Below are 25,131 nucleotides of genomic sequence, written 5' to 3' on the forward strand. Positions count from 1 at the left end.
TGTGGACGAGCGCGCGGGAGATCAACGCTGGCCCGTAGGATCTGCGGCGTGCGTGTACTTCTGATCGGATCCGGCGGCCGCGAGCACGCCCTTGCCGTCGGCCTCGCCGCGGACCCCTCGGTCGAGCGACTGATCGCTGCCCCCGGCAACCCCGGCATCGCCGCGGTCGCCGAGCTGCGTGACGTCACCGCCACCGACCCGGCCGCGGTGGCCGCCCTCGCTGTCGAGGTCGCCGCCGACCTGGTGGTGATCGGCCCCGAGGCGCCGCTGGTGGCCGGCGTTGCCGACGCCGTGCGGGCCAAGGGCATCGCCTGCTTCGGTCCGAGCGGGGCGGCGGCCCGGTTGGAGGGCTCGAAGGCGTTCGCCAAGGACGTGATGGCCGCCGCGGGCGTGCCCACCGGCCGGTCCTACGAGTGCACCACCGACGCCGAGGTGGCGGCCGCGCTCGACGACTTCGGCCCGCCGTACGTGGTGAAGAACGACGGCCTCGCCGCAGGCAAGGGTGTGGTGGTGACCGATGACCGCACCGTCGCCGAGCAGCACGCGCGCGACTGCGGCCGGGTGGTCATCGAGGAGTTCCTCGACGGGCCCGAGGTGTCGCTGTTCGTGGTGACCGACGGCACAGCCGCGGTGCCGCTGATGCCGGCCCAGGACTTCAAGCGCGCCCTCGACGGCGACGCGGGGCCGAACACGGGTGGCATGGGGGCGTACGCGCCGCTGTCCTGGGCGCCGGACGACCTCGTCGAGCGGGTGATGGCCGAGACCGTCATGCCGACGCTGGCCGAGATGCGGGAGCGGGGCACGCCGTTCGCCGGGCTGCTCTATGTGGGGCTGGCGCTGACCGGCAAGGGCCCGAAGGTCATCGAGTTCAACGCGCGCTTCGGCGACCCGGAGACGCAGGTGGTGCTGGCTCTGCTGGCGACGCCGCTGGGCGAGCTGCTGCACGCGGCGGCGACGAGCACGCTGGCCGCCTTCCCGGCGCTGCGCTGGCACGAGGGCGCGGCGGTGACGGTCGTCGTGGCGAGCCACAACTATCCCGGCACGCCCCGCACCGGCGACGTGATCACCGGCGGCGAGCAGCCGGGTGTGATCCACGCGGGCACGGCGCGCCGGGAGGACGGTGCGCTGGTGTCGGCCGGTGGGCGGGTGCTCAGCGCTACCGCTACCGGGGCGGATCTGGCTGCGGCCCGGGCGGCGGCTTATGGGCTGGTGGACGGCATCACGCTGGAGGGTTCCCACCACCGGACGGACATCGCCCTGGGCGCTGTCGAGGGCCGCATCACCGCCTGACCCGGCGGCGTCCAGCTCGCCCACCTGGCCTGCGGCGCCGGGCCGCCACCTGGGCCCGCGGCGGCGGCCCGCCCGCCCCAGCCCGCGGCGCGGCGCCGCCACCTGAACCCGCGGCGGCGGGCCACGACCTGAACCCGCGGCCCCAGGGCCGCCCACCTGGGCCGGAGCCCCGATCTGGGGGATATCCCCCAGCGGAAGACGGCCGTCAGCCGGGTCCTCTTCAAGCGGCCCGATGCATAGCGTGACTTTCCGTAGGCACCGACTACGGAAGGAGTCCGGATGATAGAGGCCCGGAATCTCACCAGGCGATATGGCCGGACGCTCGCCGTCGACGCGCTCAGCTTCGACGTGCGGCCGGGCAGTGTTACCGGTTTCCTCGGCCCCAACGGGTCGGGCAAGTCCACCACGATGCGGTTGATCCTCGGGCTGGACCGGCCCGACGCCGGCCAGGCGCGGATCGGTGGCCGCCGCTACCGCGAGCTGCGCTGGCCGCTCCGCGAGGTCGGCGCGCTGCTCGAAGCCAGGGCGTTCCACCCGGGCCGTACCGCCCGCAATCACCTGCTCGCCCTGGCCGCCGGCAATGCGATCCCGCGGGCCCGGGTCGACGAGGTGCTCGACCTGGTCGGCCTGAGTGGCGCGGCCGGGCGGCGGGCCGGGAAGCTCTCCCTCGGCATGGGGCAGCGTCTGGGCGTTGCCGCGGCGCTGCTGGGCGATCCGGCCGTGCTGCTGCTGGACGAGCCGGTCAACGGGCTGGATCCCGAGGGGGTCCGCTGGATCCGTGACCTGCTGAAGTCGCTGGCCGCGCAGGGCCGCACCGTTTTTGTGTCCAGCCACCTGATCAGCGAGATGGCGTTGACCGCCGAGCGGCTGGTGGTGATCGGCCGGGGGCGACTGCTCGCGGATACGACCGTCGCCGAGTTGTCGGCCGGTTCGGCGTCGCTGGAGGACGCGTTCTTCCGGCTCACCAGCGCAGAGGTCGAATACCAGGGGACCATGACGACGGAGGCGACAGCATGACCACGCCCGCGATGACCCGTGTGCCGAGTGGCCGTTACGGGCCGGTGCAGGTGGCCCGGATGGAATGGATCAAGCTGCGCAGCCTGCGCTCCACCTGGTGGACGCTGGCCATCACGGTCGCCGCAACTGTCGGGATCGGCGTCGCGGTGGGTCTGAACAGCCGGGACGCCTCCGTGGATCTGACCAACAACGCGCTGGCCGGCGTGGTCCCCGGCCTGCTGCTGGCCGGTGCGCTCGGCGTACTGACCATGACCGGCGAGTACAGCTCGGGGACGATCCGGGTCACGCTGGCCGCCGTACCGCGGCGGCCGCTGGTCCTGGCGGCGAAAGCGGCCGTGTTCGGGGCCGTGACCCTGGTCGTCGGGGAGCTTGCTTCCTTCATCGCGTTTTTCGCCGCCGCCGGCACCCTGCGCCACGGCATCACGGCACCCACGCTGGCCGACCCCGGCGTGCTGCGGGCGGTCGTGCTCACCGGGGCCGCGTCCTGCCTGGTCGGGTTGCTCGGCCTGGGGCTGGGGGCGATCATCCGGCACAGTGCGGCCGCGGTCGGGGTCCTGGTGGCCGGCGTGTACGTGGTCGTGCAGGTCATCGGGTTCATCGCGCACGGTGCGGCGCCCTACATGCCGATTTTGATCCTGGCCAACTCGCTGAGCACGACCAAGCCGGTGACCTGTGGCACCGACGCGGCGTCCTGTCCGGACTTCCTGTCCGCGTGGGCCGGGCTCGGCATGCTCTCCCTGTACGCCGCGATCGCGCTGGCGATCGGCGGCCGGCTGCTGGCCCGGCGGGACGCTTAGGGCGCAGGCGGGAAGAGAGGAGGATGGCGGCATGGGCATGACCGTGGTGGTGGCCCCGTTCTCCCGGCGTCAGGGCCGTGAGCTGTTGTTCTGCCTGGCCGGGCTGCCGCTCGCCCTGCTCAACCCGCTGGTGTTGTTCGTGCTCGCCGCGGACCTGATCTGGTTGGCGGCCGACGGCGGCCGGGGCAACCCGACCCCGGCCCAGATGGCCCTCGCCGGCCTCTGCGTGGGACTGCTGCTCCTGCTGCTGGTGTCGACCGGGGCGGCCCGCAGGCTCGGCTCGCTGCAACGCAAGCTCGCGGGCCGGCTGCTCAAGGTGCAGATCGCGCCGCCGCCGCCGGTGCGGCGGCGCCCCGGCGCCCGGGCCTGGCCCGGCCCGGGCCTTCGGGACGGCGCCGGCTGGCGGGTCGTGGCCTATCAGCTGGCCAAGCTGCCGGTCGCCCTGATCGAGCTGTACGCCGTGTTCTTCTGGATCGGCGGCCTGGTCAACCTGAGTTACCCGCTGCTGTGGGGGGCGTTCCGCAACCATCCACCGGGGGTCGAGCTCAGCCCGGTGCCGGTGTTCACGCCGTTCGGTCTGTTCGGTGACGGCACGTTCCAAGTCACGACTCTCCTCGGCACGTTCGCCGCCGCCGCGGCGGGAGCGGCGATGTTGCTGGCCGCCCCGTGGGTCACCCGGGCCGTCACCGCCGTCGACGCCTGGCTGATCCGAGGGTTGCTCGGGCCCGGGCGGCTGGCCCAGCGGGTCCACGATCTGGAGCTGAGCCGGGCGCTGGCCGTGGACGACTCCGCCGCCCTGCTGCGGCGGCTCGAACGGGATCTGCACGACGGCGCGCAGATCCGGCTGGCCACGCTGGCCATGAACCTCGGCATGGCCCGGGAGAAGCTCGGCGACAACGGCCCGGTTCCGGACGCCGCAGCCGCCCGGGAGCTGGTCGACGCCGCGCTGCGGGGCGCCAAGGACGCGCTCGGCGAGCTGCGCACCCTCGTGCGTGGCATTCACCCGCCGGTGCTCGACAACGGGCTGGCCGACGCCCTCGCCTCGCTGACCGCTGACCGGGCGATCCCGGTCGAGCTGGACGTCACCATCCCGGTCCGGCCCACCCCCGCGATCGAGACCATCGCCTACTTCTGCGCCGCCGAGCTGCTGGCCAATGCGGCCAAGCACAGCTTGGCCGACAAGCTCGCGGTCCGGGCAGCCGGGCAGCACGACGTGCTGCTGCTCAGCGTCGCCGACGACGGTACGGGCGGCGCCGACCCGACCAGGGGCAGCGGCCTGGCCGGACTGGCGCAGCGGGTCGCCGTGGTGGACGGCCGCCTCACGATCGTCAGCCCACCCGGCGGTCCGACGACGATCACCGTCGAGCTTCCGTTGCACGCATGAAGGCGCGGATCGTGATCGCCGAGGACTCGGTCCTGTTCCGGGCGGGGCTCGCCCGGCTGATCGAGGACCGCGGCCACCAGGTCTGCGCGGCCGTGGGCGACGGCGGTGCGCTGCTCGAGGCGGTGGCCGAGCATCAGCCCGACGTCGTGGTGGCCGACATCCGGATGCCGCCGACACACACCGACGAAGGGCTGCGCGCCGCGCTCGAGATCCGCCGCCGGCACCCACGGACCGGGGTGCTGGTGCTGTCGCAGTACATCGAGACCAAGTACACGGCCCGGCTGCTGGAAGGCAACGCGGCGGGCGCCGGATATCTGCTGAAGGAACGGGTGGCCGACGTCGCCGAGTTCGCCGACGCGCTGGAACGGGTCGCCGCGGGCGGGACGGCGCTCGACCCCGAGGTCGTCGGCCAGTTGCTGCGCGCGAGCCGCCGGGCCGACGGTCTGGCGGCGCTCACCGCGCGGGAGCGGCACGTGCTGGCGCTGATGGCCGAGGGTCGTTCGAACGCCGGCATCGCCGACGCGCTCGTGGTCACCGGCGGAACCGTGGAGAAGCACGTCGCGGGCATCTTCGACAAGCTGGGACTGCCACCGGGCGAGGCCGACAACCGGCGTGTGCTCGCGGTGCTGCGCTACTTGAGCTCGTGACTGCGTACCGGTGAAGCAAGGACGCCCCGCCGAGACAGGTCTCGGCGGGGCGGGCCAGCAGGTGAGATCAGTTCTTCGGGATGTCGAAGAGCTTGGCGACCTGGGCCGCCAGGCCGAGGTCACCCTTCGCCTTGATCTTGCCGGTCATGAACATCATCATCGGGTTGCCGTCGCCGGAGACCACCTTGAGGAAGGTCACCGGGTCCATCGTCATCGCCAGCTTGGGCTCGCGGACCGGCTGGTTGGTGACGGTGCAGGCACCGTTCTCGATCACGGTCTCGTAGGTGTCCGTGCTGCCGCCGGGGCCGCCCGTGATGCTCCAGTGGATGACGGCCTGGGTCGCGCCGGCCCGGTCCGCGCGGAACAGCGTCGGCATCCGGTTGAACACCTCGTCCAGGATCTTGGTGCGGCTCTCGGAGCCCATGACCTCGGCGATCTTCGAGTCCGGGGTGGACTTGACGAGCTGCGCGAACTCCTTCGGGCCGATCGTGGCGAGAGCTTCGGGGCTGAATTCAGTCATCGGTGGACCTTTCGGGATGAGCGCCAGACCTACTCGCGAGTAACCCTAGCGATAACCGCGTAGTCCTGCAGTGTCTCAACCCCCCAACATCTGTTGGACAGTGAGCCCCGTCTCTCCTAGACTCCCCAACATGTCTTTGGGAGATGCGCGTCGTCAGGCCCGGCTGCGGGCCATGGCCCATCCGGTCCGCCTGCGGATGCTGTCGTTGCTCACCGGTGCGCCGCTCACCGCCGCTGATGTCGCCCGCGAGCTCGGTCTCACCCACGCCAACGCCAGCTATCACCTGCGCAATCTGCTCAGCGCCGGCCTGATCCTGCAGACCGGCGAGGAACGCATCCGGGGTGGCGTCGCCAAGCGCTACCGCTATGACGCCGAGCGCGACCGGGAACGCGAGCGCGAGACGATGGTCGGCCCGCATCACGCCGACACCCAGCGGGCGCTGTTCGAGGCCGTGGCCAACGAGCTGGTGCGGCGTACCGCCGAGGCCGACTGGTCGGTCGGCGGCTCGATGACCGACGCCGAGCTCTGGGTCGACCCGCAGGTCTTCCGCGAGATCCGCGACCGCATCGCCCAAGCCAGCCGCGACCTGCACGACGCGGCCAGGCCCCCGCGCACCCCGGGCACCATCCGCACCAGCGCGACCATCGCGATGTTCCGCATGGAGGAGCCGTGAACGCCCTCGCCCCGCTGCGCCATGCCCCGTTCCGGTTCCTGCTCGCCGGCCGCACGATCAACTCGATCGGCAACGCAGTCGCGCCGGTCGCCCTGGCCTTCGCCGTCCTCGACCTGACCGGCTCGCCCAGCGACCTCGGCCTGGTCGTCGGCACGCGGGTGTCCGTCAACGTGCTGTTCGTGCTGTTCGGCGGGGCGCTGGCCGACCGGATGCCGAAACATCACCTGATGGTGGGCGCGAGCATCGCGGCCGCCGTCACGCAGGCGGCGGTGGCCGCGCTGGTGCTCTCCGGCGCGGCGACGATCCCGTGGCTGATCGTCCTGTCCGCGGTCAACGGCATGGTGAGCGCGCTGGCCCTGCCGGCCTCGTCGTCGATCGTGCCGCAGCTCATCCCGGCGGACATCCGCCAGCAGGCGAATGCGCTGAACCGGCTGTTCTTCAACGGCGCCTACATCGTCGGTGCGCCGCTGGGCGGGATCCTCGTGGCGGGCGTCGGTCCGGGATGGGGGATCGCGGTGGACGCGGCGGCGTTCGCCCTGTCGGCGATCGCCTTCGCCCTGCTCCGCATCCCGACGCCCGCGCCCGCCGCGCCCGCGCCCGGGCAATCCGCGTCCGCGGAGGCCGGCACCGGGCCGCGGCCGGACCTGGCACCGGAGGAGGGCTCCGCGCCGGTCCGGAGCAGCATCTTCGCGGATCTGCGGGGTGGCTGGACCGAGTTCCGCAGCCGTACCTGGCTGTGGGTGGTGGTCGCCGGCTTCGGCGTGATCAACGCCTGCCTCAGCGGCGGCATGTACGTCCTCGGTCCGGTGGTCGCCGACGACACCGTCGGCCGCCGCGCCTGGGGTTTTGTGCTCGCCGCCCAGACCGTCGGCATGGTGCTCGGCGCGGTCGTCGCCATGCGGATCAAAGTGGTCCGGTTGCTGCTGTTCGGCGTCGTCTGCACCATCTTCGAAGTTCTGCCGATGCTCACCCTCGGCATCGCCCCGCATCTCGGGTTGCTGCTGGCGGCGGCGTTCCTCGCCGGCCTCGGCATCGAGCAGTTCGCGGTGGCGTGGGAGACGACGATGCAGGAGCACGTCCCCGCTGACAAACTCGCGCGCGTCTACTCGTACGACATGGTCGGGTCCTTTGTCGCGATCCCCGTCGGTCAGGTCCTGGCCGGGCCGATCGCCGGGGCCGTCGGCGTCGAGCCGACGCTGGTCGGGGCGGCCGCCCTGATCGGGCTCGCGGTCGCCGGCATGCTGGCCGGCCGGGACGTGCGTAACCTGCGGCACCACCGGCCGACGAGCCCGGAGCCCGCCGCGGCCGTCATGGAAGAATCGGCCCGGTGAGCATCCCGAACGTCCTCGCCAGCCGCTACGCGTCCGCCGACCTCGTCGACCTCTGGTCGCCGGAGGAGAAGATCCGGATGGAGCGCCGGCTGTGGCTCGCGGTCCTGCGGGCCCAGCGCGATCTCGGCGTCGCGCTTCCGGACGGGGTCGTCGAGGCGTACGAGGCAGTGGTCGACGATGTTGATCTCGCGAGCATCGCGGCGCGGGAGCGGGTCACCCGGCACGACGTGAAGGCCCGCATCGAGGAGTTCAGCGCGCTCGCCGGGCACGAGCACATCCACAAGGGCATGACCTCGCGTGACCTCACCGAGAACGTCGAGCAGTTGCAGATCCGGGCCTCGCTGGAGCTGGTGCGCAGCCGGATCGTCACCACGCTGGCCCGGCTGACCGAGCGCGCCCTGGAGCACAGCGACCTCGTGCTCACCGGACGGTCGCACAACGTCGCGGCCCAGGCGACCACGCTGGGCAAGCGGTTCGCGAGTGCGGCCGAGGAGCTGCTGATCGCGTACGAGCGCCTGGACGATCTGCTCCGCCGTTATCCCCTGCGCGGCATCAAGGGTCCGGTCGGCACCGCCGCCGACCAGCTCGATCTGCTCGACGGCGACGCGGACAAGCTGGCCGAGCTGGAGCGCAAGGTCGCCGCGCATCTCGGCTTCGAACGGGTGCTGACCAGCGTCGGCCAGGTCTACCCGCGGTCGCTCGACTTCGACGTGGTGTCCGCCCTGGCCCAGGTGGTGGCGGCGCCGTCGTCGCTGGCCACCACGATCCGCCTGATGGTCGGCCAGGAACTGGTCACCGAGGGTTTCAAGGCCGGTCAGGTCGGCTCGTCGGCGATGCCGCACAAGATGAACACGCGTTCGTCGGAGCGGGTCAACGGCCTCGCGGTGATCGTCCGTGGCTACCTGTCGATGGTCGGGGAGCTGGCCGGCGACCAGTGGAACGAGGGTGACGTCTCCTGCTCGGTCGTGCGCCGGGTGGCCCTGCCGGATGCGTTCTTCGCCACCGACGGCCTGTTCCAGACATTCCTGACCGTGCTCGACGAGTTCGGTGCGTACCCGGCGGTCATCGCCCGCGAGCTGGACCGCTTCCTGCCGTTCCTCACCACCACCAAGCTGCTGGTCGCCGCCGTGCGCAAGGGCGTCGGCCGGGAGGTGGCGCACGAGGTGATCAAGGAGCACGCGGTGGCGGTGGCGCTGGCCATGCGGGAGAAGGGCATCGCCGAGAACGATCTCTTCGACCGGCTGGTGGCCGACGGTCGCCTGCAGCTTTCGCGGGCCGAGATCGACGCCCTGGTGGCGGACCGGGCGGCCTTCGTGGGCGCGGCTCCGGCCCAGGTCCGGGCGGTGGCGGAACGGGTGGCGGCGATCGTGGCGCAGCACCCGGAAGCGGCCAAGTACACGCCCGCGGCCATTCTTTAGAACGTGATGCCGTCAGGGGGCGGCGGAGCGGGTCTCACCGCCCCCCGACGGAATTCTCAGACGCCCGCGACCGAGGTGATCCACGCCCGGTTGTAGGCGACGCTGCCGTAGTACTGCCGGCTCTGGCCGTCCGCCGTCGAGGCGACGCCGACCTGCGCGCCGTTGTAGACCTGCGGGCCGCCGGAGTCACCGCGCCACGCGTTGCCGTTGATCGCGGTGGAGCCGATCGCCCGGCCGCCGTACGCGTCGGTCTGGTTGGTCGAGGTGACCCGGACCGTGGCGGTCTTCAGGGTCGTCGAGGCGCCGCAGCCGCTGTAGCAGGTCTGGCCCCAGCCGTAGAGCGAGTTGGTCGAGCCCACCGGCGGGTACGCGCTGGACAGCGGCATGTAGCTGGTGGAGACCGAGCTGCTCAGCCGCATCAGGGCCAGGTCGTTCTGGGTGGTGGTGGAGCTCACCGTACGGGTGACCCCGCCGGACGTGCGGCTGACGCTGCCGACGCGCACCGACATCGAGCCGCTGATGCAGTGCCGGGCGGTCAGCACGTAGTTGGCCGAGATGATCGTGCCGGAGCAGGTGAAGCTGCCGTTGCTGAAGACCGCGGCGGCCCAGGGCGCCGACGCGACGGTGCTGCCGCCGATGATGAGGTCCGGTCCGGGCTCGACGGCACTGGCGGCGGCGGGGGCGGCCAGGATGCCGGTCAGGGCGGTGGCCAGAGAGGCGACGACGATGCGGATGCGCACGCCGGGCTCCTTCCGAAGTTCTGTCGATGGGGGGATGCATCGAACTTGATCGACTGAACGCTATGACCTGCGCCACCCCGGGACAAGACTCCAATTGACACCTATCACCGTGTGATGGGGGAGGTCGCGGACGGTGAGCCGGCGACACCGTCGGGTGATCTTGTCGTGGCGGAGATCACGGTCGAGATTCGCTGCTCAGCGGCCCTCGCGTCGGCCTGCCGACACCGGCCGATGGGTCGATCGGGAGTCGTACAAGGTAGGCTTTGGCCGCTCGCCCCTTAGAGGGCCACCCAACTGCGCACCTACACAGTCAGGAGTGCCCGTGGCTCGCGTCGTCGTCGACGTCATGCTCAAGCCGGAGATCCTCGATCCGCAGGGCCAGGCAGTCGCCAACGCGCTGCCACGGCTCGGGGTCAGCTCCATCTCCTCCGTACGCATCGGGCGCCGCATCGAGATCGAGTTCGACGGTGAACCCGACCTCGAGACGGCCCGCGAGATCGCCGACAAGCTGCTCGCCAACCCGGTCATCGAGGACTTCTCGATCCGGGTCGACGAGCCTGCCGGTGACGCCGCTCTCGAGAGCGCGTGACCATGCGGATCGGAGTCGTCACCTTCCCCGGTTCGCTCGACGACGGTGACGCGGCCCGCGCCGCGCGCATCGCCGGCGCCGAGGCCGTCCGTCTCTGGCACGGCGAGGAGGACCTGCACGGCGTCGACGCCGTGGTCCTGCCCGGCGGTTTCTCCTACGGCGACGCCCTGCGCTGCGGCGCGATCGCCCGGTTCGCCCCGGTCATGGAGACCATCGCCGACGCGGCTCGCGGCGGCCTGCCGGTGCTCGGCATCTGCAACGGCTTCCAGATCCTCTGCGAGGCCCACCTGCTGCCCGGCGCGCTCACCCGTAACCAGCACCTGCACTTCCGCAACCGCGACCAGCACCTGCGCGTCGCCAGCACGTCGACGGCCTGGACCAACGGCTTCACCGAGGGCCAGGAGATCCTGATCCCGGTGAAGAACGGCGAGGGCTGTTACGTCGCGGACGAGCGCACTCTGGACGAGCTCGAGGCCGAGGGCCGGATCGTCGCCCGCTACACGCGCGGCAACCCGAACGGCTCGCAGCGCGACATCGCCGCGATCACCAACGCGGCCGGCAACGTGGTCGGCATCATGCCGCACCCGGAACACGCGGTGGAGGCGCTGACCGGTCCGTCGCTCGACGGCCTCGGCTTCTTCACCTCAGCCCTGCGGTACCTGGCCGGGTCGGCCGCGGGCGGGCAGCTCACAGGGGGAGCCCAGCGATGACCACCCAGCACGACACGGCGACCAGCGGCGCGACAGCGCCTCCGGAGGTGCCGCAGCAGCCGGCCAGCGCCAAGCCGGGTGGCTTCGCCGCCACCGACGTGCTGATCAACCAGTTCGACGGGGGACCTGACACCGTCGAGCGGGCGCTCAACACCGGCGACGAGCTTCAGCCGCACACCGAGCTCGGCCTCAAGGACGACGAGTACGACCGGATCCGGCAGATCCTCGGCCGCCGTCCGACCGCGTCCGAGCTGGCGATGTATTCGATCATGTGGAGCGAGCACTGCTCCTACAAGTCGAGCAAGGTGCACCTGCGCCAGTTCGGCGAGAAGGCCCCGAAGAACACCAGGATGCTCGCGGGCATCGGGGAGAACGCGGGCGTCGTGCAGATCTCCGACGAGATCGCCGTCACCTTCAAGGTCGAGTCGCACAACCACCCGAGCTTCGTGGAGCCGTACCAGGGTGCGGCCACCGGCGTCGGCGGCATCGTCCGCGATATCCTCGCCATGGGCGCCCGCCCGATCGCGGTGATGGACCCGCTGCGCTTCGGTGCCGCGGACCACCCGGACACCGCGCGGGTGCTGCCCGGCGTGGTCGCCGGCATCGGCGGCTACGGCAACTGCCTGGGCCTGCCCAACATCGGCGGCGAGATCGTCTTCGACCCCTGCTATCAGGGCAACCCGCTGATCAACGCGCTGAGCATCGGCGTCATGCCGGTCGAGCGCCTGCAGCGCAAGGAGGCAGCCGGCGTCGGCAACGTCGTCGTGCTGCTCGGCGCCCGCACCGGGCGCGACGGCATCGGCGGCGTCTCCGTGCTGGCCTCGGCGACCTTCGACGAGGGCGCCGAGCAGCGCCGCCCGTCGGTGCAGGTCGGCGACCCCTTCATGGAGAAGCTGCTGATCGAGAGCTGCCTCGAGCTGTACGACGCGGGCCTGGTCGTCGGCATCCAGGACCTCGGCGGCGCGGGCCTGACCTGCGCGCTCACCGAGACCGCGGCGGCGGCCGGCACCGGCATGCGGGTCTACCTCGAGCGGGTGCCGCTGCGCGAGGCCTCGATGTCGCCGACCGAGATCCTGGCCAGCGAGTCGCAGGAGCGGATGCTGCTGATCGTCGCGCCGGAGAAGCTCGACGAGGTGCTCAAGGTTGCCGAGAAGTGGGGCGTCTGGGCCACCGACATCGGCGAGGTCACCCCCAGCCAGACCGACGGCCAGCCCGGCCGCCTGGTGATCAGCTGGAACGACCACATCGTGGTGGACGTGCCGCCCGGCTCGCTCGCCGATGACGGCCCGGTCTACGCCCGGCCGATCCGCGAGCCCGCCGACCTGATCCTGCTGCAGGCCGACCGGGCCGAGACACTGCCGCGTCCGTCCACCCCGGACGAGCTGCGGGAGACGCTGCTGCGCATGATCGCGTCGCCGAACCTGTGCGACAAGAGCTGGGTCACCGAGCAGTACGACCGGTACGTGCTCGGCAACACCGTGCTCGCCCAGCCCGAGGACGCCGGCGTGCTGCGCATCGACGAGCGCACCGGGCTCGGCGTGGCGCTGTCCGTCGACGGCAACGGCCGTTACACCCGGCTCGACCCGTACGAGGGTGCGCGGCTCGCGCTGGCTGAGGCGTACCGCAATGTCGCCGTCACCGGCGCCGAGCCGATCGCCGTCACCGACTGCCTGAACTTCGGTTCCCCCGAGGACCCGGCCGTCATGTGGCAGTTCGCCGAGGCCGTCCGCGGCCTGGCCGACGGCTGCCAGCAGCTCGGCATCCCGGTCACCGGCGGCAACGTCAGCTTCTACAACCAGACCGGCGCCGCGGCGATCCACCCGACCCCGGTGGTCGGCGTGCTCGGCATCCTCAACGACGTAGCCCGCCGCACGCCGATGGGCTTCCCGCCGCCGCCGACCACGGACGGCGACCTGCTCTTCCTGCTCGGCGACACCGAGTGCGAGCTGTCCGGCTCCGAGTGGGCGTGGGTCACCCACGGCCACCTGGGCGGCCGCCCGCCGAAGGTGGACCTGGCGCACGAGCAGGCGCTGGGCCGGCTGATGGCGCAGGCCTCGGAACGCGAGCACATCGTCGCGGCGCACGACCTCTCCGACGGCGGTCTGGCCCAGGTGCTGGTCGAGTCCTGCCTGCGGCGCAACGTCGGCGCGCGGATCAAGCTGCCGGAGCACGACACGACCGTCACGCCGTTCGTCTGGCTGTTCAGCGAGTCGGCCGGACGCGCGCTGGTCGCGGTGCCGCGTGGGCACGACAAGGCGTTCGTGGCGCTGGCCGCGGAGCACAACGTGTCCTGCGTGCAGATCGGCGTCACCGCGGAGGAGCCGGTCCTCGACATCCACGACCAGTTCACCGTCGGGCTCGACGAGTTGCGGGCGGCCTTCACGGCCACGATGCGCAACCTCTTCGGCGGACCGGCCGAGGGCGTCACCCGGCAGATCGCCGCCGTGGTGGAAGCCGCCGAGCTCTCCGCAAAAGAGCAGGCCGAGCCGGCCGGGGACGACCGGGGCACGGGACCGTCGGTCACGCTGGAGATCAGCGAGCCCGCCCACCCGGCATCCGGCCCGGCCGACGAGGTCGCCGACCTGCCCGGCCGTTCCGACACGGACGCCGGGGCAGTAGCACCGGGTGGTCCGATCGACGCTGAGCCGGCCGTGACCGAGCCGGCGAAGCAGGACGACGAGCCGGAGTCCAAGGCCTGACAACGCAGGCAACCGCCGCACCGAGCAACGATCAGCGCGCCACGGCTGGGCACCCGCCCGGACGTGGCGCGCTGTCGTGACCGGCTCTATATCCTGCTGCGGTGCTGCTACCCCTGCCGGCCGGCGACTTCCGGGCCTACCTGTTCGACTGCGACGGGACCATCGCGGACTCCATGCCCGTGCACTACCTCGCCTGGCAACAGGCGCTCAAGGAGTGGGGCGCGGTGCTGCCCGAGGACCTCTTCTACGCCTGGGGCGGGCGACCCGTCGCCGAGATCATCGCCGACCTCAACGAGCAGCAGGGCCTGAGCATGCCGGTGGAGATCGTCGCCGCCCGCCGGGAGGTTCTCTTCCAGGAGTTGCTGCCGACCGTCAGCGCCGTTCCCGGGGTGCTGGAGCACATCGACGAGGCGCACCGGCGGATCCCGTTCGCGGTGGTATCCGGCAGCACCCGCGAGTCCGTCACCGCCTCGCTCAGCGCGCTGGGTCTGCTGGACAAGTTCGACGTGCTGGTCTGCGCCGGTGACTACCCGCGGGCCAAGCCGGACCCGGGGGCGTTCCTGCTCGCCGCCGAGCTGCTGCGGGTGCCGCCCGGCGACTGCCTGGTCTTCGAGGACACCGACCTCGGCATCCAGGCGGCCACGGCGGCGGGCATGGCCGCCGTACGGGTGCCGCCGCCCTGGGAACGCTGAGCGTCAGGCCAGGACGGCCGGCCGCAGCACGTCCTCGCACCACTGCCGGAAGGTGGTCGGCGTGGTGGCCTGCGGCGTACGGGGCTCGGCGTTGTCCAGGCCGGCGTCCTTGGCCTGCCACATCTCCAGCGTGGCCTGCGCCATCGGCTCGGACATCCCGCGACCGAGGAGGCCGGCCCGCAGGTCCTCCCCGGAGATCCGCTGGAACCGGATCGGTCGGGCCAGCACCTCGGACATGACGGCGGCCATGTCGTCGTACGACAGATCCTCGGGGCCGAGTACGGGCACGCTGCCCGGGCCGCTCCAGAATTCGTCGAGCAGCAGGTCGGTGGCGACCGCGGCGATGTCCCGGGTGGCGCAGGACGGGAACTTACGGTCGCCGGCGATCGGTGCGACGAACACACCCCGGTTCCTGAGGGCTTCGACCTGCCGCAGGATGTTGTCCATGAACGAGGGCATCGTCAGCGCGCGGTAGCTCACCCCCGTACCGGTGATCAGGTCGTCCATCGCCAGCGACGCGGTGACCAGCCCGGCCTGCCCGGCCACGGCTGTGCCGCGGCCGAGGGCCGAGACGCCGACCACGCGGCTGACGCCCTGGCTGGTGAAGGCCTCGCACGCGGACCGGGTGAAGTCCACATAGGCGGCGGTCACGCTGCCGGCCCGTGGGTCCGGCGGGACCAGCCAGAAGACCGCATCGGCGCCGGCGAAGGCCTTGGCGACGACGTCGGCGTCCGCGTGCGATCCGGGTACGACGTCCAGGCGGTCCCGGCTCTCCGGGGGTAACCGGGACGGGTCCCGGGCGATGACGCGGACCGGGGCGCCCCGGTCGAGCAGGTTCCGCACAACCTGGCGGCCGATGTGGCCCGTGGGTGCTGTCACAACGATCATGAGATCCAGTCAACGCCGCCCCAAGGCACACCTGAAGGACCGATCCGGTCGCCATTGATACTCTGCTGGTATGAATAAGCTGCTGAGATGAATGAGCTGGAGGTTCGGCAACTCCGGTACTTCGTGGCGGTGGCCGAGGAGCTGCACTTCGGGCGGGCGGCCGAGCGGCTGGGCATGGCGCAACCGCCACTGTCCCGCGCCATTCGCGAGCTGGAACGCCAGCTCGACGTGCGGCTGCTGGAGCGGACGACGCGGCAGGTCGCCCTGACTGCGGCCGGGGAGGTGCTGCTCCGCGATGCCCGTACGGCGCTCGATGCGGTGACTGCGGCCGGCCGCCGAGCCCGGCACGCCGGCCGGGTGGCGCCGGGGCTGCGGCTCGCGTTCAAGGCCGACTACGACTCCGGCCTGCTGCCGCAGATCCTCGCCGCCTATCAACGGGAGGCGGCCGCGCTCCCGGTGGAGCTCGTGCTGGGCGGTCCGTGGGAGCAGGCCCCAGCCGTACGCGACGGGCGGGCCGATGTGGCGCTGCTGCTCGCGCCGTACCTGGATCCGGACCTCGACGTCGAGCCACTGCTGACCGAGCCACGCCTCGTCGCCCTGGCCGTCACCGATCTGCTGGCCGACCGGCCGTCGCTGTCTCTGACCGAGCTTGCCGGCCGGAAACTCCCGGACGGGTCACCGGCCGACCGGGGCGGCTTCACGAGACCGCCGGCCGAGGTGAGCGGGGCGGGGCTAGACCTCGCGCAGATCTTTAACCTGGTCGAGCTGGGCAGCAGCGTGTGGTTCCCACCGCGCTCGGTCGCGCAGCGCCATCCGCGACCCGGCCTGGTCTATCGCAGCGTCGACGACTTGCTGCCGGTCACGCTGGCCGTCGCGTGGCTTCCGGAGTCGCACTCGCCGGCCGTGGCGGCCTTCGTCCGTGCCGCCGTCGAGGTGGCGGCCACCGTCACGTAAGACGAAAGGCCGGCCCGTGGGAACGGGCCGGCCTTCTCGCTGCGTTGCTGTGGTGCGTCAGTCCTCGGTCCAGTCGTTCGGCCGGCGCTGAGCGGGACGGCCACCGTCCCGCGGCGGCCCGCCGTGCCGGCCACCCTGCTCCGGACCGTAGTAACCGGTCTGGTCGGCAGCGCCCCCGGCGTAACCGCCCTGGTCGGGGTAGCCACCCTGCGGCGGCTGCTGACCCCGGCCGGCACCCGGCTGCTCGTAGCCTTCCGGCCGGCCGTACGTCGCCCGCGGGTCGTAACCCGGGTCGCCGCCGTAGCCGCCGCCACCGCCCGCAGGAGCCGGAGCTCCGTAGGCGCCGCCGCCCGCTGCACCGCCGTACGTGCCACCGCCCTGAGCGCCACCATAGGTGCCACCACCGGCGGGCGGACCGTACGCGTTGCCGCTGTCGATCCCACCGGCCGCGCCACCCCAGCCGCCGTAGCCTGCCTGGTCAGCCGGCTCAGCAGCGGCACCGTAGGAGCCACTCTGGTAGCCGTTGCCGCCCTGGTAAGGCGCCGCCTGGCCCGGGTCGGCGTACTCGTCGCTGCCCTGCGGGTAGCCGGCGTTCTGGCCGTAGGCCGGCTCCGCGCCGCCGTAACCGCCCTGGTCGGCGTAGCCGGCCTCCGCCGGGTAGCCGCCTGCCGGTTCCGGCCTGTACATGCCGGTCGGCTCGTCGTAGCGCTGGGCGGGCGGCTCGTAGCCACCCTGTGCGCCGTAGTCGGCCTCGTCATAGCCGGCCTGGTCGGCGTAGCCCGCGGGCTGACCCGGACCGTAGCCGTTGCCGGCGTACCCGTGGTCGTCCTGGTCGGCGTAGCCACCCGGCTGGGCCGGAGCCGGAGCGCCGCCGTACTGGTTGGCCGCGCCGTACCCCGGAGCAGCTTGCGCGGCACCGTAGGCGCCGGCGGCACCGGCCGCACCGGCAGCACCGGCCGTGCCCCAACCGCCGGGTGCGTTGTATCCGCCGCCCTGGGGCATCGGCGCACCGTACGGGTCCGGGAACTCGTCGACCGGCGGGGCCGCCTGGTGGATCATCGTCGGGGCGTCCGCCATGGACGGTGCGCCCGAGCGGGGCGCGATCATCGTGGCGTCGCTGACCCGGCCACCCACCGGGGCGGCGAGACGGGTCTCGTCGGCGCCGCCGTACCGTCCGGCCGGGGCCGCGGCCGGGATCGCACCGCCGGCTCCCGCGCCGTCCAGCTCGTCGGGGTCCTCGTTGGACTTGCGGCGCATCAGCACCAGCACGATCGCGCCGATGCCGGCCGCCACCAGCAGGCCGCCGAGGATGATGAACAGCAGCGACCCGGAACCCTCGTCGGATCCGGACTTGGGCGCGGCGTCGAGAACCCCCGCGGACTCGTCGGTCGCCGGCTCGGACGCGTCGTCGGTGGCCTCGTCGGTCGGTTCCGTGGTGGCGCTGGGCGAGGGGGACGGGCTCGAGGTCGTCGGCGCGGCCTTCGACTTGAGCGTCAGCGGCACGGTGATCGACTTGCCGGCTGCGCCCTGGGCGTTCTTCGAGGTGAGCTCGTAGCCGTCCTTGGTGGCGCCGACCGCCATGGCCCCCACGGAGATGGGCTTGCTGTCCGATGACGTGAACGAGTAGCCACCGTCACCGTTGGTGTTGGTCTGGTACTGGTGCCCCTGGCTGTCGCGCAGGCCGACCAGCGCGCCGGAGACGGCCTTGCCGTCCTGGTCCTTGACCCGGCCGCTGACCTGACGCACCGTCTGCGGCTTGTCCGGGCCGCGCACGGTGACCTCTCTGCTGTCGCTGTCGCTGACACCCTTGACGGTCGCGGTGACGGTGACTGTGATCTTCTTGGTCTCACCCGGAGCGACGTTGCCGGCGATCAGCTTGGTCGAGAACGTTCTCGGCGCGCCGACCGTCACCTGCTCCTCGAAGGTGCACCCCGGGTCGCACCGCAAGCCGTCGCCGCTGACCTGCACGCTGACGTTGGTGTCGCCGGGGTTGTTCTCGATCCGGTAGCCGATGGTGGTCGTGCCGCCGGACGTGATGTCCGCGGGCCGCAGACTCACGACGGATACCGTCGGGTTGTCGGCCTGGGCGGCTGAAGGTGCGGCGACGAGGACGCCACCGACCAGCGCCAGGAACGCACCGGCCTGGAGAGCCCTGGCTCGTAGGTGCGTTGTCACGTCCACCGCCTTCCGGGTCGCACGGGCCTCGGGCTGCCTTCGAAATGCCCCATGGATCCCGCGACGAGTACACACCGTCGGCCACTATGCCCTGTCGTAGGTCCTCTGCGCGACCCAGGGCCGCCGGGTTCTCGTTTAATCCGGGGTCGTATTGTCCCGACGTGTCTCCTGCGCACAATAAATCCGAGTCCGTCGGCGCCGCCCTGGACGCGCTGGACCGAGGTGCCGAACCGGAGCGAGCGGTGCTGCGTGACGCCGTGCGCGCGCTCCTGAGCGAGCTGGCGCGGACCGCGCCGGGCCGATCGGTGGAGGTCCGTATTCCACCTTTCGGTGCGATTCAGTGTGTCGCCGGGCCGCGGCACACCCGCGGCACACCGCCCAATGTGGTGGAGACCGATCCGATGACCTGGCTGCTGGTCGCCACCGGACGGCTGACCTGGGCCGATGCGGTGGCCTCGGGACGGGTACGGGCCAGCGGGATACGCACAGATCTCACTCCGTACCTCCCTGTGCACCCGAGTTGAGTGGTCTCCGTCTCGCGTACACTGGGCCGTCGGAACAGACCAGCAAGTCCAGCAGATCAGCATGAGGGAGCAAGCGCGTGCCCCGAGGCGACGGCCGGTTGACCGACGATCTCGACCCCCAGGACCGCGGACCCCAGGATGCCTGCGGCGTCTTCGGTGTCTGGGCCCCGGAGGAAGAGGTCGCGAAACTCACCTATTTCGGGCTTTTCGCACTGCAGCACCGAGGGCAGGAAGCAGCGGGCATCGCCGTCAGTGACGGCTCGGGCGTGGTGGTCTACAAGGACCTCGGCCTGGTCTCGCAGGTCTTCGACGAGCCCACCCTGGCGAGCCTGCGCGGGCACCTGGCCATCGGCCACACCCGCTACTCGACCACCGGCGGCTCGAACTGGGAGAACGCCCAGCCGACGATCCGGGCCACCACCGCGGGCACGACGATCGCGCTGGCCCACAACGGCAACCTGGTCAACACCTCCGAGCTCGCCCGAGAGGTCGCCGAGCGCGGTCTCGAGGCCGACATGGGCACCTCCGACACCGCGCTCGTGACGACCCTGCTGGCCAGCCGCCCGGACCTGTCGGTCGAGGCCGCGGCGCTCGAGGTGCTCCCGCGGCTGCGGGGCGCGTTCAGCTTCGTCTTCATGGACGAGAGCACCCTGTACGCCGCCCGCGACGCCCAGGGCGTACGCCCGCTGGTGCTCGGCCGGATGGAGCGCGGCTGGGCCGTGGCCAGCGAGACCGCCGCCCTGGACATCGTCGGGGCCAGCTTCGTCCGCGAGGTGGAGCCCGGCGAGATCATCGCGATCGACGAGCACGGCCTGCGTTCCACCCGGTTCGCCGCGCCGGAGCCGAAGGGCTGCCTCTTCGAGTACGTCTACCTTGCCCGTCCGGACACCACGATCGCCGGCCGCAACATCTACTCCGCGCGCGTCGAGGTGGGCCGCAAGCTCGCCAAGGAGCATCCGGTCGAGGCCGACCTGGTCATCGGCGTGCCGGAGTCCGGCATCCCGGCCGCGATCGGCTATGCCGAGGCCTCCGGCATCCCCTACAGCGCCGGCTTCATGAAGAACGCCTACGTCGGCCGCACCTTCATCCAGCCCTCGCAGACCATCCGCCAGCTCGGCATCCGGCTCAAGCTCAACCCGCTGCGCGAGGTCGTGCGGGGCAAGCGGATCGTGGTCATCGACGACTCGATCGTGCGGGGCAACACCCAGCGGGCTCAGATCCGGATGCTGCGCGAGGCCGGCGCCCTCGAGGTGCACGTCCGCATCTCCTCGCCGCCGGTGAAGTGGCCGTGTTTCTACGGCATCGACTTCGCCACCCGCGCCGAGCTGATCGCCAACGGCCTGGAGATCGACGGCATCCGCCGCTCGATCGGCGCCGACTCGCTCGGCTACGTTTCGCTGGACGGCCTGGTGCAGGCGACCGAGCAGCCGAAGACACGCCTGTGCATGGCCTGTTTCGATGGTCAGTACCCGATCGAGCTGCCGGCCGGTCACCTGATCGGCAAGCACGTGCTCGAGGGTGTGGGCAAGCGGGCCGCGCTGCCCGTCACGACCGTCCAGGCCACCAACGCTGCGGTGGCCGGCCTGGAGCGGGAGTATGAGGACGAGCAGTACGCCGAGGGCGAGCGGGAATCCGCGGAACCCCTGGTGGGGAGCCCGGGCGGCGTCGACGCCCTGCGTCGCCCGTAACCGCAGGACCGCTGGAACCTCAGCATCACCACAACAGTCGTAGTCAGCGGCACCGTCAGCTGCAACCGCGCGAAGAGCCGCGCACTAAGGGGAGAACCGTGACGCACGTGTCCGAGCGCAACAGTGCCGGATCCAACGGCGCTGAAGGCGCCGACCACCAGCCGTGGTCGGCGGGTGCCGGCCGGCCCGGCCGCAAGCGCACGGTGACGTATGCGGACGCCGGCGTCTCGATCCACGCCGGTGAGCGCGCGGTGGAGCTGCTGAAGTCGAAGGTCAAGAAGACCACCCGCCCCGAGGTCATGGGTGACCTGGGAGGCTTCGCGGGCCTGTTCAAGCTCAACACCCAGAAGTACAAGAGCCCGATCCTGGCCTCGTCCACGGACGGCGTCGGCACCAAGCTGGTCATCGCCCAGCAGCTCGACATCCACGACACGATCGGCATCGACCTGGTCGCCATGGTCGTCGACGACCTGGTGGCCTGCGGCGCCGAGCCGCTGTTCCTGCTCGACTACATCGCCTGCGGCGAGGTCGTGCCGGACAAGGTGGCCGAGATCGGCGCGGGCATCGCGGACGGCTGCCGGTACGCCGGTTGTGCCCTGCTGGGCGGCGAGACCGCCGAGCACCCGGGCGTGCTTCGCCCGGACGAGTACGACGTCTCGGCGACCGGGGTCGGCGTGGTCGAGGAGAGCGAGATCCTCGGCGCGCACCGGGTCGAGATCGGTGACGCGGTCATCGCGATGCGCTCGTCGGGCCTGCACTCCAACGGCTACTCGCTGGTGCGGCACGTGCTGCTGGGCGCCGGCCGGATGCGGCTGGACACGGTGGTGGAGGACTTCGGCAAGCAGCGCACCCTCGGCGAGGAGCTGCTGACCCCGACCAAGATCTACGCCAAGGACTGCCTGGGTCTGATCGAGGAGACCGACGTCCGGGCGTTCTCGCACGTCACCGGCGGTGGCATCCCGGGCAACCTGGTCCGGGTCCTGCCCGAGCACGTCGACGCGGTCGTGGACCGGTCGTCGTGGCGCCCGCAGTCGATCTTCGACCTGATCCAGGCCAAGGGCCGGATCGAGGACGTCGAGATGGAGGCCACGTTCAACATGGGCGTGGGCATGTTCGCGGTCGTCTCGGCCGATGACGCCGACCGGGCGATGGCCTACCTGACCGGCCGGGGCGTCGAGGCGTGGCAGGTCGGCGAGATCATCGAAGGCACCGGCCAGGTGCAGATGATGGGCCAGTACACCCGGGGCTGAGCCCGGCCGGGCCCGGCCCATCGCGGTGGAGGCAATCTGCCGCGAGTGGGGTATGGCCCGCCCTTGGTATGAAATGATCCGCGTGTGTCGATACGTCGGCACCGCGGATCTTTTTTCGGCCGGGAAGGTGGACGACGCCGCATAGCCTGACGAGGGACGGGGGTGGATGCGCCGGTGGCACAGCTGTGGAGCGGGATGCGGGGCATCTCGACGGTTCCCACCTACGTCGTCATGCAGCCCACCACGCTCTGCAACCTCGACTGTTCCTACTGCTACCTCCCGTTCCGCAAGGTCGACCGGAAGATGCCCGTCGAGGTCGCGCAGGCGGTCGCCGCGTCGGTGAATCCCTGGTCGCGGACCGGCCGCTTCTCGGTCGTCTGGCACGGCGGCGAGCCGCTCGCGGCCGGCCGGGAGCACTTCGCCGCGCTGCTGGAGCCGTTCGCGGCGGACGTCGAGCACCACGTGCAGACCAACGCGACGCTGATCGACGACGCCTGGTGCGAGTTCTTCGTCGAGCACGGCATCCGGGTCAGCGTGAGCGTGGACGGGCCCGAGGCCCGCAACGGTGACCGGGTCACCCGGGGCGACAAGCCCGCCTACGACCGGATCATGCGCGGGATCGACGCGCTGCGCCGGCACGGCATCGCGTTCTCCGCGCTCTGCGTCGTGGCCCGTCCCGAGCCGGGCCTGGCCACGGAGCTGTACGAATACTTCCTCGACCTGGGCTGTGACGTGCTCGGCATCAACATCGAGGAGCTCGAGGGCGTCAACCTGCGGGACAACCGGCATCCCGAGGCGGACGTCACGGCCTTCTGGGCGGAGCTGGTCGGGGCCTGGCGCAGTGACCCCCGCATCCACCTGCGCGAGATCGAGTGGTCCCTGCGGTACGCGGCCGCTGTCCTGGACGGCACGGCCGACACCGTGCTGCCGCGCCGGCTCGACCCGATCCCCACGGTGGCCGAGGACGGCTCGGTCGTGCTGCTCTCCCCGGAGCTGGCCGGCTTCTCCGATCCCCGGTACGACGACTTCTCCAGCGGTAACGTGCTGACGACCCCGCTGGCCGAGATCCTGGAGCGGGCCACCGAGACGCCCTGGATCCGCGAGTTCCTCGACGGTGTGGAGGGCTGCCGGGCCCAGTGCCCCTACTTCGGCTTCTGTGGCGCCGCGCATGCGGCGAACCGCTACTTCGAGCACGGCAGGTTCGACGTCACGGCGACGGAGCACTGCCGGAACAGCAAGATTCGTCTACTGGAGGGAGTGCTGGACCATGCCCGAGATCACGAGCCCACGGCTGTCTGACCGCGTGGAGACGGATCCCGTGACGGCACGGGTGCAAGAGACCCGGTCCGGGCTGGCCGCCCTCATCGAGGAGGCGGAGGAGGCGCGGGAACGGCGCTCGGAGAGCACAACGAAGGACGGCTCGGCGGTGTGCGCCTGGAACCACTTCGAGAACATCCCGACGTTCTACAACTGGAACAACCGCCCCCGTTGAGTGGCGGCTCTGAAGCCCACGCGGTGTTCAACCCGCGTGGGCTTCATTCCCGTCGGAATGACTACGGAACGACCACAACACACGGAAGCACGCGGTAAGCCGCGTGCTCTGTGCAAACTTCGTTCGGGTCAGCGCCTTGTCGGCGACCAGGGATCCTGGTCGTCGTCCGCGTCGTCCTCGTCATCGTCGTCGACGAACTGCTCGTCATCGACAAACTGATGGTCGGACTTACCACCGGCACCTGCCAGTTCGCGCTGCAAGGCGGTGAGGTCGGTGTTCGGGGAGTGGTACTTCAACTCCCGGGCCACCTTCGTCTGCTTGGCCTTAGCACGGCCGCGCCCCATGGCTCGACCCCCTCGCACAGAATTCGGGGCAGCCCGAAGGCGGGCCCCGATGACGTCAGGCATCTCTCGTGGGTCTTACGGTACATGGGCGATGCCCGCTTCGGCACCTCGGGTTGCGTGTACCACCATCGCGCGTCGTCCCTTGTCATCGACCCGACGCGCGATGGCCTACAAAACGCTCAACTCAGGTAGATACTGCGCAAACGGCCCACCTCGGCCATTCGGCGCTCGGCGAGCCGGTCGGCGGCGACCGCCGGCGGCACCCCCTCGGCGTCGGCCAGGCGCAGGATCTGCCCCGTGGTCTCGAAGATCCGGGTCGCCCGCAGCTTGGCCCGCTCGAAGTTGAAGCCCTCGATCTCGTCGGCCACCTGGATCACGCCACCGGCGTTGACCACGTAGTCCGGCGTGTAGAGGATGCCGCGCTCCTCGAGCAGCTTCTCGATGCCCGGGTGCGCCAGCTGGTTGTTGGCGCCGCCGGTGACGACCTTGGCCCGCAGGGCGGTCACGGTGTCGTCGTCCAGCGCACCACCGAGCGCGCAGGGGGCGTACACGTCGATGTCGGCGGTGATCAGCGACTGCGTGTCGGCCACCAGGTCGATCTGCGGGTACGTGGTCCGGGCCCACTCCCGCGCGGCCTCGCTGACGTCCGTCGCGACGACCGCGGCGCCGTCCTCGATCAGGTGACCCGCCAGATATTTGCCGACCTTGCCCAGCCCGGCGATGCCCACCCGGCGCCCGGCCAGGGTGGGGCTGCCCCAGGTGTGCGCGGCCGCGGCCCGCATGCCCTGGAAGACACCCCAGGCGGTCAGGATGGAGGAGTCGCCGGCGCCACCGTGCTCGACGCTGCGACCGGTCACATAGCGCGTCTCGCGGGCGATGACGTCCATGTCCGGGACGTACGTGCCGACGTCACAGGCGGTGTAGTAGCGGCCGTGCAGCGATTCGACGAACCGCCCGTACGCGCGGAGCAGCCCTTCGCTCTTGATCTTGTTGGGGTCGCCCCAGATCACGGCCTTGCCGCCGCCGAGGTCGAGCCCGGCCAGCGCGTTCTTGTACGCCATCCCGCGCGAGAGGTTCAGCGCGTCGGTGATCGCCGCTTCCTCGTTCTCGTACGGGTAGAACCGGGTGCCACCCAGCGCGGGCCCGAGGGCCGTCGAGTAGATACCGATGATCGCCTTGAGGCCGGTCTGCCGGTCCTGGCAGAAGACGACCTGTTCGTGTCCGGCGGCGTCGCTGCCTTCGGTGTCGAACACACTCATCTGCGATTTCTCCTGGTCGTGACGGGGCCCTCGTGAGGCCTGCGGGCCGG

The 25,131-nt window shown here is 71.3% G+C and carries 24 protein-coding genes; 18 read left to right on the forward strand and 6 right to left on the reverse strand.

Going from position 1 to position 25,131, the window contains the following annotated elements; genetic code table 11:
- Positions 1–48 precede the first annotated feature (48 nt).
- The 5 genes from purD to ACQP2Y_RS00715 all read left to right on the forward strand — a co-directional run bounded on the left by purD (position 49) and on the right by ACQP2Y_RS00715 (position 5,135).
- Positions 49–1,290 (forward strand): phosphoribosylamine--glycine ligase, encoded by a 1,242-nt coding sequence (gene purD / locus ACQP2Y_RS00695; RefSeq protein WP_433723580.1) that lies wholly within the window; start codon positions 49–51, stop codon positions 1,288–1,290.
- Between the two features lie 279 nt (positions 1,291–1,569).
- Positions 1,570–2,307 (forward strand): ABC transporter ATP-binding protein, encoded by a 738-nt coding sequence (locus ACQP2Y_RS00700; RefSeq protein ID WP_433723582.1) that lies wholly within the window; start codon positions 1,570–1,572, stop codon positions 2,305–2,307.
- The gene (locus tag ACQP2Y_RS00705) at positions 2,304–3,104 is read left to right on the forward strand and encodes an ABC transporter permease subunit (protein WP_433723584.1); all 801 of its coding nucleotides are present in this window, start codon (positions 2,304–2,306) and stop codon (positions 3,102–3,104) included. The genes ACQP2Y_RS00700 and ACQP2Y_RS00705 overlap by 4 nt, the downstream gene beginning before the upstream one ends.
- 31 nt (positions 3,105–3,135) lie before the next feature.
- Positions 3,136–4,488 carry a sensor domain-containing protein gene (locus tag ACQP2Y_RS00710; RefSeq protein WP_433723586.1) on the forward strand — a complete coding sequence of 451 codons (1,353 nt, stop codon included), beginning with the start codon at positions 3,136–3,138 and terminating at the stop codon, positions 4,486–4,488.
- Positions 4,485–5,135, forward strand: coding sequence for a response regulator transcription factor (locus ACQP2Y_RS00715; protein WP_433723588.1), 651 nt, complete (start codon positions 4,485–4,487; stop codon positions 5,133–5,135). The genes ACQP2Y_RS00710 and ACQP2Y_RS00715 overlap by 4 nt, the downstream gene beginning before the upstream one ends.
- A gap of 67 nt (positions 5,136–5,202) precedes the next feature.
- Here the strand turns inward: ACQP2Y_RS00715 and ACQP2Y_RS00720 are convergent, their stop codons facing one another.
- Positions 5,203–5,655 carry an SCP2 sterol-binding domain-containing protein gene (locus tag ACQP2Y_RS00720; RefSeq protein ID WP_433723590.1) on the reverse strand — a complete coding sequence of 151 codons (453 nt, stop codon included), beginning with the start codon at positions 5,653–5,655 and terminating at the stop codon, positions 5,203–5,205.
- A 130-nt stretch (positions 5,656–5,785) separates the two neighbouring features.
- On the opposite strand from ACQP2Y_RS00720, the gene ACQP2Y_RS00725 reads away from it, so the two are divergent.
- From ACQP2Y_RS00725 to purB, 3 genes are read left to right on the forward strand one after another with little or no spacing between them, the layout of a single operon-like run.
- Positions 5,786–6,328 carry an ArsR/SmtB family transcription factor gene (locus ACQP2Y_RS00725; protein ID WP_433723592.1) on the forward strand — a complete coding sequence of 181 codons (543 nt, stop codon included), beginning with the start codon at positions 5,786–5,788 and terminating at the stop codon, positions 6,326–6,328.
- Positions 6,325–7,659, forward strand: coding sequence for an MFS transporter (locus ACQP2Y_RS00730; protein WP_433723594.1), 1,335 nt, complete (start codon positions 6,325–6,327; stop codon positions 7,657–7,659). The genes ACQP2Y_RS00725 and ACQP2Y_RS00730 overlap by 4 nt, the downstream gene beginning before the upstream one ends.
- Positions 7,656–9,077, forward strand: coding sequence for an adenylosuccinate lyase (gene purB, locus ACQP2Y_RS00735; RefSeq protein WP_433723596.1), 1,422 nt, complete (start codon positions 7,656–7,658; stop codon positions 9,075–9,077). Before ACQP2Y_RS00730 ends, purB begins: the two co-directional genes overlap by 4 nt.
- A 56-nt stretch (positions 9,078–9,133) precedes the next feature.
- Here purB and ACQP2Y_RS00740 read toward each other — a convergent pair whose 3' ends face one another.
- On the reverse strand, positions 9,134–9,817 hold the full coding sequence (locus ACQP2Y_RS00740; protein WP_433723598.1) for a S1 family peptidase: 684 nt from the start codon (positions 9,815–9,817) through the stop codon (positions 9,134–9,136).
- Between the two features lie 322 nt (positions 9,818–10,139).
- On the opposite strand from ACQP2Y_RS00740, the gene purS reads away from it, so the two are divergent.
- From purS to ACQP2Y_RS00760, 4 genes are all read left to right on the forward strand, one after another.
- Positions 10,140–10,406 carry a phosphoribosylformylglycinamidine synthase subunit PurS gene (gene purS, locus ACQP2Y_RS00745; RefSeq protein WP_360546940.1) on the forward strand — a complete coding sequence of 89 codons (267 nt, stop codon included), beginning with the start codon at positions 10,140–10,142 and terminating at the stop codon, positions 10,404–10,406.
- Complete coding sequence (gene purQ / locus ACQP2Y_RS00750; RefSeq protein ID WP_433723601.1) at positions 10,403–11,116, forward strand: phosphoribosylformylglycinamidine synthase subunit PurQ; 714 nt, start codon at positions 10,403–10,405, stop codon at positions 11,114–11,116. Before purS ends, purQ begins: the two co-directional genes overlap by 4 nt.
- Positions 11,113–13,815, forward strand: a complete 2,703-nt coding sequence (gene purL, locus ACQP2Y_RS00755) for a phosphoribosylformylglycinamidine synthase subunit PurL (RefSeq protein WP_433723603.1) — start codon at positions 11,113–11,115, stop codon at positions 13,813–13,815. The genes purQ and purL overlap by 4 nt, the downstream gene beginning before the upstream one ends.
- A gap of 101 nt (positions 13,816–13,916) precedes the next feature.
- Positions 13,917–14,507: an HAD family hydrolase gene (locus ACQP2Y_RS00760; protein ID WP_433723605.1), complete on the forward strand. Its 591-nt coding sequence runs from the start codon at positions 13,917–13,919 to the stop codon at positions 14,505–14,507.
- Positions 14,508–14,510: 3 nt separating this feature from the next.
- Here ACQP2Y_RS00760 and ACQP2Y_RS00765 read toward each other — a convergent pair whose 3' ends face one another.
- Complete coding sequence (locus ACQP2Y_RS00765; protein ID WP_433723607.1) at positions 14,511–15,395, reverse strand: NAD(P)H-binding protein; 885 nt, start codon at positions 15,393–15,395, stop codon at positions 14,511–14,513.
- Positions 15,396–15,482: 87 nt separating this feature from the next.
- On the opposite strand from ACQP2Y_RS00765, the gene ACQP2Y_RS00770 reads away from it, so the two are divergent.
- Positions 15,483–16,349, forward strand: a complete 867-nt coding sequence (locus tag ACQP2Y_RS00770; protein WP_433723609.1) for a LysR family transcriptional regulator — start codon at positions 15,483–15,485, stop codon at positions 16,347–16,349.
- Positions 16,350–16,406: 57 nt separating this feature from the next.
- Here ACQP2Y_RS00770 and ACQP2Y_RS00775 read toward each other — a convergent pair whose 3' ends face one another.
- Positions 16,407–18,524 (reverse strand): carboxypeptidase regulatory-like domain-containing protein, encoded by a 2,118-nt coding sequence (locus ACQP2Y_RS00775; RefSeq protein ID WP_433723611.1) that lies wholly within the window; start codon positions 18,522–18,524, stop codon positions 16,407–16,409.
- 161 nt (positions 18,525–18,685) lie between these two features.
- Here ACQP2Y_RS00775 and ACQP2Y_RS00780 point away from each other — a divergent pair, with 161 nt between their 5' ends.
- From ACQP2Y_RS00780 to amcA, 5 genes are all read left to right on the forward strand, one after another.
- The gene (locus ACQP2Y_RS00780; RefSeq protein ID WP_360819974.1) at positions 18,686–19,048 is read left to right on the forward strand and encodes a sterol carrier family protein; all 363 of its coding nucleotides are present in this window, start codon (positions 18,686–18,688) and stop codon (positions 19,046–19,048) included.
- 77 nt (positions 19,049–19,125) lie between these two features.
- Positions 19,126–20,736 carry an amidophosphoribosyltransferase gene (gene purF / locus ACQP2Y_RS00785; RefSeq protein ID WP_433723614.1) on the forward strand — a complete coding sequence of 537 codons (1,611 nt, stop codon included), beginning with the start codon at positions 19,126–19,128 and terminating at the stop codon, positions 20,734–20,736.
- 98 nt (positions 20,737–20,834) lie between these two features.
- A complete protein-coding gene (purM, locus tag ACQP2Y_RS00790; RefSeq protein ID WP_360546958.1) occupies positions 20,835–21,986 on the forward strand; it encodes a phosphoribosylformylglycinamidine cyclo-ligase in 1,152 nt (383 codons plus the stop codon).
- 195 nt (positions 21,987–22,181) lie between these two features.
- Positions 22,182–23,285: a cyclophane-forming radical SAM peptide maturase AmcB gene (gene amcB / locus ACQP2Y_RS00795; RefSeq protein ID WP_433732425.1), complete on the forward strand. Its 1,104-nt coding sequence runs from the start codon at positions 22,182–22,184 to the stop codon at positions 23,283–23,285.
- Positions 23,254–23,478, forward strand: a complete 225-nt coding sequence (gene amcA, locus ACQP2Y_RS00800; protein ID WP_433723616.1) for a multiple cyclophane-containing RiPP AmcA — start codon at positions 23,254–23,256, stop codon at positions 23,476–23,478. Before amcB ends, amcA begins: the two co-directional genes overlap by 32 nt.
- A gap of 128 nt (positions 23,479–23,606) precedes the next feature.
- Here the strand turns inward: amcA and ACQP2Y_RS00805 are convergent, their stop codons facing one another.
- Together ACQP2Y_RS00805 and ACQP2Y_RS00810 are read right to left on the reverse strand one after the other, a co-directional pair.
- On the reverse strand, positions 23,607–23,822 hold the full coding sequence (locus ACQP2Y_RS00805) for a DUF3073 domain-containing protein (protein ID WP_433723618.1): 216 nt from the start codon (positions 23,820–23,822) through the stop codon (positions 23,607–23,609).
- A 179-nt stretch (positions 23,823–24,001) separates the two neighbouring features.
- Positions 24,002–25,081 carry a Glu/Leu/Phe/Val family dehydrogenase gene (locus ACQP2Y_RS00810; protein ID WP_433723620.1) on the reverse strand — a complete coding sequence of 360 codons (1,080 nt, stop codon included), beginning with the start codon at positions 25,079–25,081 and terminating at the stop codon, positions 24,002–24,004.
- Between the last annotated feature and the right edge of the window lie 50 nt (positions 25,082–25,131).

The organism is Actinoplanes sp. CA-051413 (assembly GCF_050955795.1).
GTDB lineage: Bacteria > Actinomycetota > Actinomycetes > Mycobacteriales > Micromonosporaceae > Actinoplanes.

Coding starts and splice junctions, on each gene's coding strand:
- ACQP2Y_RS00810 (WP_433723620.1), bottom strand. CDS start 25,081: ATGAGTGTGTTCGACACCGAAGGCAGCGACGCCGCCGGACACGAACAG.
- ACQP2Y_RS00725 (WP_433723592.1), top strand. CDS start 5,786: ATGTCTTTGGGAGATGCGCGTCGTCAGGCCCGGCTGCGGGCCATGGCC.
- ACQP2Y_RS00805 (WP_433723618.1), bottom strand. CDS start 23,822: ATGGGGCGCGGCCGTGCTAAGGCCAAGCAGACGAAGGTGGCCCGGGAG.
- ACQP2Y_RS00710 (WP_433723586.1), top strand. CDS start 3,136: ATGGGCATGACCGTGGTGGTGGCCCCGTTCTCCCGGCGTCAGGGCCGT.
- ACQP2Y_RS00700 (WP_433723582.1), top strand. CDS start 1,570: ATGATAGAGGCCCGGAATCTCACCAGGCGATATGGCCGGACGCTCGCC.
- ACQP2Y_RS00770 (WP_433723609.1), top strand. CDS start 15,483: ATGAATGAGCTGGAGGTTCGGCAACTCCGGTACTTCGTGGCGGTGGCC.
- ACQP2Y_RS00720 (WP_433723590.1), bottom strand. CDS start 5,655: ATGACTGAATTCAGCCCCGAAGCTCTCGCCACGATCGGCCCGAAGGAG.
- ACQP2Y_RS00765 (WP_433723607.1), bottom strand. CDS start 15,395: ATGATCGTTGTGACAGCACCCACGGGCCACATCGGCCGCCAGGTTGTG.
- amcA (WP_433723616.1), top strand. CDS start 23,254: ATGCCCGAGATCACGAGCCCACGGCTGTCTGACCGCGTGGAGACGGAT.
- purL (WP_433723603.1), top strand. CDS start 11,113: ATGACCACCCAGCACGACACGGCGACCAGCGGCGCGACAGCGCCTCCG.
- amcB (WP_433732425.1), top strand. CDS start 22,182: ATGCGGGGCATCTCGACGGTTCCCACCTACGTCGTCATGCAGCCCACC.
- ACQP2Y_RS00705 (WP_433723584.1), top strand. CDS start 2,304: ATGACCACGCCCGCGATGACCCGTGTGCCGAGTGGCCGTTACGGGCCG.
- ACQP2Y_RS00715 (WP_433723588.1), top strand. CDS start 4,485: ATGAAGGCGCGGATCGTGATCGCCGAGGACTCGGTCCTGTTCCGGGCG.